A 6964-nucleotide genomic window follows, 5' to 3' on the forward strand; every position below is an offset into this window, starting at 1 on the left:
CACAAGGAGGAGTAGTTATGAAAAAGAGAATGTTAAACTGTATGGTCGCAGCAGCAGTGCTGGCCCTGGCCCTTACCGGGTGCGGCGGCGGACAGAAATCAGGGGATGCTCCGGCTGCTTCTGAGAACACGCAGGGAAGCGGCGCAGGCGAGGCAAAGGATTCCCTGACCATTGCCCTGACCAACGAGCCAACGACCCTGGATCCCCAGCTGGCAGCTGATTCCATCGGCGGCATGATTATCCTAAACCTGCATGACCCGCTGGTGCGCAGGGACGCGGACGGCAATGTGGTGCCAGGTCTGGCCGAGACATGGGAAGTGGCGGAGGACGGTTTGTCCATCACCTTCCATCTGCAGCAGGGAGTGAAGTTCCAGGATGGCTCCGATCTGACGGCAGAGGACGTGGCATTTTCCCTGAACAGGGCCATTGACAAGCCGCAGTCCGAGTTATATACGTCCTTTATGGACAGCGCCGAAGCGGTGGGCGAGGGCACGGTAAAGGTGAACCTTAAGTATAAGGAACTGGCAGCGCTCCAGTATCTGACCCAGACCAACAGCGCCATTGTGTCCAAGGCATATGTGGAATCCGTGGGGGATGAGAACTATGCGGCAAAGCCATGCGGGACCGGCCCATATAAACTGGTGGAGTGGCAGAAGGGAAACAAGATCATCCTTGAATCCAACGAGGATTACTATAAGGGCGCGCCGGCCATCAAGCACATTGAACTTCGTGTCCTCAAGGAAGCCACAACTGCCATGGTTGCCCTGGAGAGCGGTGACGTGGACCTGGTTTACAACATCGGCGGTCTGGATGCCATGACGGTCCAGTCCAATGACAAGCTGGGATACCAGGAGACCAACGGAACATCTATCTGGAACCTGGCGTTTAATGTGAATGTGGAGCCGTTTAATGATGTGAAGGTAAGAAGGGCCCTGGCAATGGCTGTGAAACGCGATGATATCATAGCCGGAGCAATGGACGGCGCCGGAATGCCGGCGGAAATCATCCTGACAGACCAGACCACCCCCAATCCGGGAGCGGATGCCATTGACACGCCCAAGTACGATTTGGAAGGCGCCAAAGCCCTTTTGGCAGAGGCGGGATATCCCGATGGATTTAAGACCACCATCTATGTAAGGGAAGATTACACCAAGAAGATTGCAAGCATTGTGCAGAGCGAGTGGAAGGAAATCGGCGTGGACGCTGAAATCCAGGTGATGGAGCGTGCCGCCCTGCTGTCTGATATCAAGGCAGGCAAGCTGGGATGCTACACCGTGGGCAATGTGAGCATGACCCTGGATTCCACCTTCCTTCTGGGAACCCTGTCAACGGACAATATCCCGGATTCCAACATGACCTTCTACTCCAATCCGGAGTATGACAAGATCGTGGAGGAGCAGGCCAACACGGATGACGGAGCAAAACGTCTGGAACTGATTACCGAAGCCCTGAAGATTGAGGCGGAGGACGTTCCGAGAATCAACCTGTTCTATATGATTTCCAATATTGCCCATAACAAAGATTTAAACTGTAAGGTATGTCCGGCAATGGAGAGTTATAACTGGTCGGAGTTTTCCTGGAATTAAATATCATAGGTGTTATCCTGTCGGGAGGGGACACAGCAGAGGAATTAACTGCTGTGTCCTCTTTTGGCGTATTTCCCCTGAACGGGATGTTAAATCGGGATTCTTTGTGGTAGAATTATTTTGAGAAGGAAACCTGGGGTATAATCCATTAGAAATGAGATACTATACAGGGATGGATCCGGCGGGAACAGCGGGGAAGTGTATTATATTAAGTCTTCCTGAATAATAACGAAATATTTATCAGTTTATTTGAAAAATCGGAGATAGTATGGTATATTGGACAAAGAAAAATGAGAGCGTATAGGTATGGGCACAGGGATGGCAGGATGCATGCGCTGCATGTAAGGAACCAGGATACGGCTTCTGACTGCCCATAGCGAAGGAGGAAGAATGAAAGGGATTATACTTGCCGGAGGAAGCGGGACACGCCTGTACCCGTTGACGAAGGTGACATCGAAGCAGCTGCTTCCAATTTATGATAAACCGATGATATACTACCCGCTGTCCGTGCTGATGAATGCAGGTATCAGGGATATACTGATTATCTCCACTCCGGACGATACACCGCGGTTTGAGGCACTTTTAGGTGACGGGCACCAGTTTGGCATTCATCTGAGCTACGCCGTACAGCCAAGCCCGGACGGCCTGGCCCAGGCGTTCATCATTGGCGAGGAATTCATAGGAAATGATTCAGTGGCCATGGTTCTGGGCGACAACATTTTCCATGGACAGGGGCTGGCAAAGCGCCTGAGGGCAGCGGCAGCCAAAGAGACAGGCGCCACTGTGTTCGGTTATTATGTGGACGACCCGGAGCGGTTTGGCATCGTGGAGTTTGACAAGGATGGGAAGGCTGTCTCAATCGAGGAAAAGCCGGAGAAGCCAAAGTCCAATTACTGTGTCACCGGACTGTATTTCTATGACAACCGTGTGGTGGAGTATGCCAGGAACCTGAAACCATCAGCCAGGGGCGAATTGGAGATAACGGACCTGAACCGCATTTACCTGGAGAATGGCGAACTGGATGTCATCCTTCTGGGCCAGGGCTTCACATGGCTGGATACGGGAACCCATGAATCCCTGGTGGAGGCCACCAACTTTGTAAAGACCGTGGAGACCCACCAGCACCGCAAGATTGCCTGCCTGGAGGAAATCGGGTATCTCAGGGGCTGGATTACCAGGGAACAGGTGCTGGAGACTTACGAAGTGCTCAAAAAGAACCAGTATGGAAAATATTTAAAGGATGTCCTGGATGGCAAATATGTGGATAAGATCCATCCCCAGGACTTTTAACCATAGAGGAGGAATCATCAGATGAAAATAATCGTTACCGGCGGCGCCGGTTTTATCGGAAGCAACTTTGTGCACCACATGGTGAACAAATACCCGGACTACCAGATCATCAACCTGGACCTGCTGACCTACGCGGGCAACCTGGAGAACTTAAAGCCAGTGGAGGACAAGCCGAATTATAAGTTTGTCAAAGGCGATATCGCCGACAGGAAATTCATCTTCAGCCTGTTTGAGACAGAAAAGCCGGATGTGGTTGTGAACTTTGCAGCGGAAAGCCATGTGGACCGCTCCATCACGGACCCTGAGAGCTTTGTCAGGACCAATGTGATGGGAACCACCACCCTGCTGGACGCATGCCGCACATACGGCATTAAGCGTTACCACCAGGTGTCCACGGATGAGGTGTACGGCGACCTTCCTCTTGACAGGCCGGACCTGTTCTTTACCGAGGAGACTCCGCTTCATACATCCAGCCCCTATTCCTCCTCCAAGGCCAGCGCCGACCTGTTCGTGCTTTCATACTACAGGACCTACGGGCTGCCGGTAACCGTTTCCCGCTGTTCCAATAACTACGGGCCTTATCATTTCCCGGAAAAGCTGATTCCGTTAATCATCAGCCGCGCCCTGGCGGACGAGGAACTGCCCGTATACGGCACAGGGGAGAATGTACGCGACTGGCTCCATGTGGCGGACCACTGCGAGGCCATTGACCTTGTGATCCACAAGGGACGTGAAGGGGAAGTATACAATATTGGCGGGCATAACGAGCGCACGAACCTGGAAGTGGTCAGGACCATCCTGAAGGCCCTTGACAAGCCGGAGAGTCTGATAAAATTCGTGACAGACCGTCCGGGCCACGATATGCGTTATGCCATTGACCCAACCAAGATAGAGACAGAGCTGGGCTGGAAGCCACAGTATAATTTCGATACAGGAATCGAGCAGACCATTCAGTGGTATCTGGATAACCAGGAATGGTGGAAGAATATCCTGAGCGGCGAGTACAGTAATTACTTTGATAAAATGTATGGAAACCGCCTGTAACCAGTAAATTTACAGATATGGCTGACAGAGGACGAGGCTGCCCGGATGGAGTGACAGGGCGCTTCCGTTCCCTGCCGGCCATTATTAAGAATGGAGGGAATGTATCTATGAAGGTTCTTGTAACAGGTGTAAAGGGCCAGCTGGGCCATGATGTGATGAATGAACTTGCCAGCCGCGGCATAGAAGGATTTGGCGTGGACGTGGAAGAAATGGATATCACCAGCAAGGAAGCCTGCGAAAATGTAATTACCGGGGCAAAACCTGACGCAGTCATCCACTGTGCGGCATATACTGCAGTAGATGCTGCAGAAGATAACCTGGAGCTGTGCCGCAAGGTCAATGCGGAAGGGACACGCAATATCGCCAAGGTATGTAAGGCGCTGGACATCAAGATGATGTATATCAGCACGGATTATGTGTTCAATGGCGGCGGCGAGCGTCCATGGGAGCCGGATGACCACAGGGAACCCCTCAACGTATACGGCCTGACCAAGTACGAGGGTGAAATCAGCGTGGAGCAGAATGTGAGCAGATACTTCATCGTCCGGATTGCCTGGGTATTCGGCGTGAACGGCAAGAACTTCATAAAGACCATGCTGCGCCTTGGAAAGGAAAAGGGGGCTGTGAGCGTTGTTGACGACCAGATCGGTTCCCCTACCTACACCTATGACCTGGCCCGCCTGCTGGTCGACATGATCCAGACTGATAAATACGGCCGCTATCATGCAACCAATGAAGGACTGTGCAGCTGGTATGAATTTGCATGTGAGATTTTCCGCCAGGCAGGCATGGATGAGGTAAAGGTAACTCCGGTGGACTCATCCGGTTTCCCGGCAAAGGCCAAACGTCCCCAGAACAGCAGGATGAGCAAGGAAAAACTGACTGAGAACGGATTTGAGAGAATGCCCTCATGGCAGGACGCCCTGGGCCGGTACCTGAAGGTACTAAAGGAAAATGGCATGATGTGACAGCTTTTGCAGCGTAATTAGAGACAGGGAGGAATTAAGAGACAATGGGTAAATATTTTGGTACGGATGGTTTCCGCGGGGAGGCCAATGTGGATCTGACAGTGGAGCACGCCTACAAAGTGGGGCGTTTCCTTGGATGGTACTATGGGCAGAAGGCCCCGGATGAAAGGTGCCGCGTTGTAATCGGAAAGGATACCAGGCGCAGCAGCTACATGTTCGAGTATTCCCTGGTGGCGGGCCTTACTGCTTCCGGCGCGGATGTGTATCTGCTCCATGTAACCACCACCCCCAGCGTATCCTACGTGGTACGCACGGAAGGGTTTAACTGCGGGATCATGATATCCGCAAGCCATAATCCATTCTATGATAACGGTATCAAGGTAATCAATGAAAGAGGCGAGAAACTGGAAGAATCCGTCATCCTGGAGATTGAAAAATACCTGGATGGGGAAATCGGCGAAATCCCCCTGGCAAGAAAAGAAAACATAGGCCGCACCGTGGACTTCGCGGCTGGCCGTAACCGCTACATCGGCTATCTGATTTCCATTGCCACCCGCTCCTTTAAGAACATGAAGGTGGCCCTGGACTGTGCCAACGGCAGCGCGTCCGCCATTGCCAAGAATGTTTTCGATGCCCTGGGCGCGGAGACACATGTGATGAACAACGACCCCAACGGCCTGAACATCAATACGGACTGCGGTTCCACCCATATCAGGTATCTGCAGAAGTTTGTGGTGGAGCAGAAGTGCGACCTGGGCTTTGCCTATGACGGTGACGCGGACCGCTGTATTGCCGTGGACGGTAAAGGCAATGTTGTGGATGGCGATGTCATCATGTACATCTGCGGCAAGTACATGAAGGAGCAGGGAACCCTGTTCAATAACACCGTGGTCACCACCATCATGTCCAATTTCGGGCTTTACAAGGCATTTGAAAGAGAAGGCATTGCCTATGAAAAGACGGCTGTGGGTGACAAGTACGTGTATGAGAACATGGCAGGCACCGGCAACTGCCTGGGCGGTGAACAGTCAGGACATATTATCTTCAGCAAGCACGCAACCACAGGGGACGGTATCCTTACATCCTTAAAGGTGATGGAAGTGGTTCTGGAGAAAAAGCAGACCCTGGAGAAGCTGGCATCAGAGGTTGATATCTATCCTCAGGTACTTAAGAACGTGCGGGTAAAGGATAAAAAGGAAGCCCAGGACGATGAGGCGGTCCAGGCAGAGGTGGCCAAAGTGGCTGAAAGCCTGGGGTCTGACGGACGCATCCTCCTGCGCCAGTCCGGCACGGAGCCGGTGGTGCGCGTCATGGTGGAAGCGCCGGACCTGGATACATGCGAACGGTTCGTGGACCAGGTGATTGATGTGATGGGGAGGCAGGGACACTGCGTGTAAAATACTAATGTCAATGCCTGCTTAATAGTTTACCGACATTAATCTTAAAAGGTTGGATTATCAGAAACCCTGATAACCCAACCTTTTTGAAATTAATGCTAGAAGGGAGCATATCAACTTTATGCGATACCATAGGCTTTTACCTCTGTGATATTTGTTGTATCAAATGGCGCTTTATTTATTGAAAGACTAACTATACTAATGTATACTTAAGTTGATAGTTTTACAAAAAACAAAAGTGTTACAGTTGATACATTAGTTAAGCTGTGCGAAATGTTAAACTGCAAGCCAGGGGATTTGTTGGAATATATAGAGAAAGATGATACCGCAAAAAATGAATGAAATAAGCCCCGAAAGTCAATCCGGGGCAGACACACGATAATATGTTTAATAGGGGAACCGATGGGGCGCTATTCTAGCCGCCTACTCATAAGAGAAAGGGGCTGGTGCTTATGTACGTTACTTTTAATGACTTATTTACATTTGTTATCATGCTTGTAGCTGTAATAACTCTTGTTAAGCATAAAAAATAACGCCCTCACCCGGAAATGAAGTGAACCCCTTTTGTTAGACAGAAAAATCGTCTAATGAAAGGGGTTTTTCTATGTCAGGAAGAAGAATGTACAGTGATGAATTAAAGCTTAAGTTGGTAAAGGAATACTTTGAGGGTGGTCTGGGT

The 6964-nt window shown here is 50.9% G+C and carries 5 protein-coding genes and 1 pseudogene; all 6 read left to right on the forward strand.

Annotated elements, in window-relative coordinates; all coding sequences use genetic code 11:
- Window positions 1–17: 17 nt before the first annotated feature.
- The gene (locus LK536_RS56010; RefSeq protein ID WP_227797116.1) at window positions 18–1586 is read left to right on the forward strand and encodes an ABC transporter substrate-binding protein; all 1569 of its coding nucleotides are present in this window, start codon (window positions 18–20) and stop codon (window positions 1584–1586) included.
- 390 nt (window positions 1587–1976) lie between these two features.
- Window positions 1977–2876 (forward strand): glucose-1-phosphate thymidylyltransferase RfbA, encoded by a 900-nt coding sequence (gene rfbA, locus LK536_RS56015; RefSeq protein ID WP_008720012.1) that lies wholly within the window; start codon window positions 1977–1979, stop codon window positions 2874–2876.
- Window positions 2877–2897: 21 nt separating this feature from the next.
- A complete protein-coding gene (gene rfbB / locus LK536_RS56020) occupies window positions 2898–3920 on the forward strand; it encodes a dTDP-glucose 4,6-dehydratase (RefSeq protein ID WP_008720011.1) in 1023 nt (340 codons plus the stop codon).
- A 107-nt stretch (window positions 3921–4027) separates the two neighbouring features.
- Complete coding sequence (rfbD, locus tag LK536_RS56025; protein ID WP_008720010.1) at window positions 4028–4888, forward strand: dTDP-4-dehydrorhamnose reductase; 861 nt, start codon at window positions 4028–4030, stop codon at window positions 4886–4888.
- 44 nt (window positions 4889–4932) lie between these two features.
- The gene (gene glmM, locus LK536_RS56030; protein WP_008720009.1) at window positions 4933–6285 is read left to right on the forward strand and encodes a phosphoglucosamine mutase; all 1353 of its coding nucleotides are present in this window, start codon (window positions 4933–4935) and stop codon (window positions 6283–6285) included.
- 237 nt (window positions 6286–6522) lie between these two features.
- A pseudogene (locus LK536_RS56035) lies at window positions 6523–6627 on the forward strand (helix-turn-helix domain-containing protein); the annotation flags it as partial.
- Window positions 6628–6964: the final 337 nt, after the last annotated feature.

It is taken from the genome of Clostridium pacaense (genome assembly GCF_020709765.2).
Classification (GTDB): Bacteria; Bacillota; Clostridia; order Lachnospirales; family Lachnospiraceae; genus Enterocloster; species Enterocloster hominis.

Excerpts from the sequence above, each read along its gene's own strand:
- LK536_RS56010 (WP_227797116.1), top strand. The coding sequence starts at position 18 with ATGAAAAAGAGAATGTTAAACTGTATGGTCGCAGCAGCAGTGCTGGCC.
- rfbA (WP_008720012.1), top strand. The coding sequence starts at position 1,977 with ATGAAAGGGATTATACTTGCCGGAGGAAGCGGGACACGCCTGTACCCG.
- rfbB (WP_008720011.1), top strand. The coding sequence starts at position 2,898 with ATGAAAATAATCGTTACCGGCGGCGCCGGTTTTATCGGAAGCAACTTT.
- rfbD (WP_008720010.1), top strand. The coding sequence starts at position 4,028 with ATGAAGGTTCTTGTAACAGGTGTAAAGGGCCAGCTGGGCCATGATGTG.
- glmM (WP_008720009.1), top strand. The coding sequence starts at position 4,933 with ATGGGTAAATATTTTGGTACGGATGGTTTCCGCGGGGAGGCCAATGTG.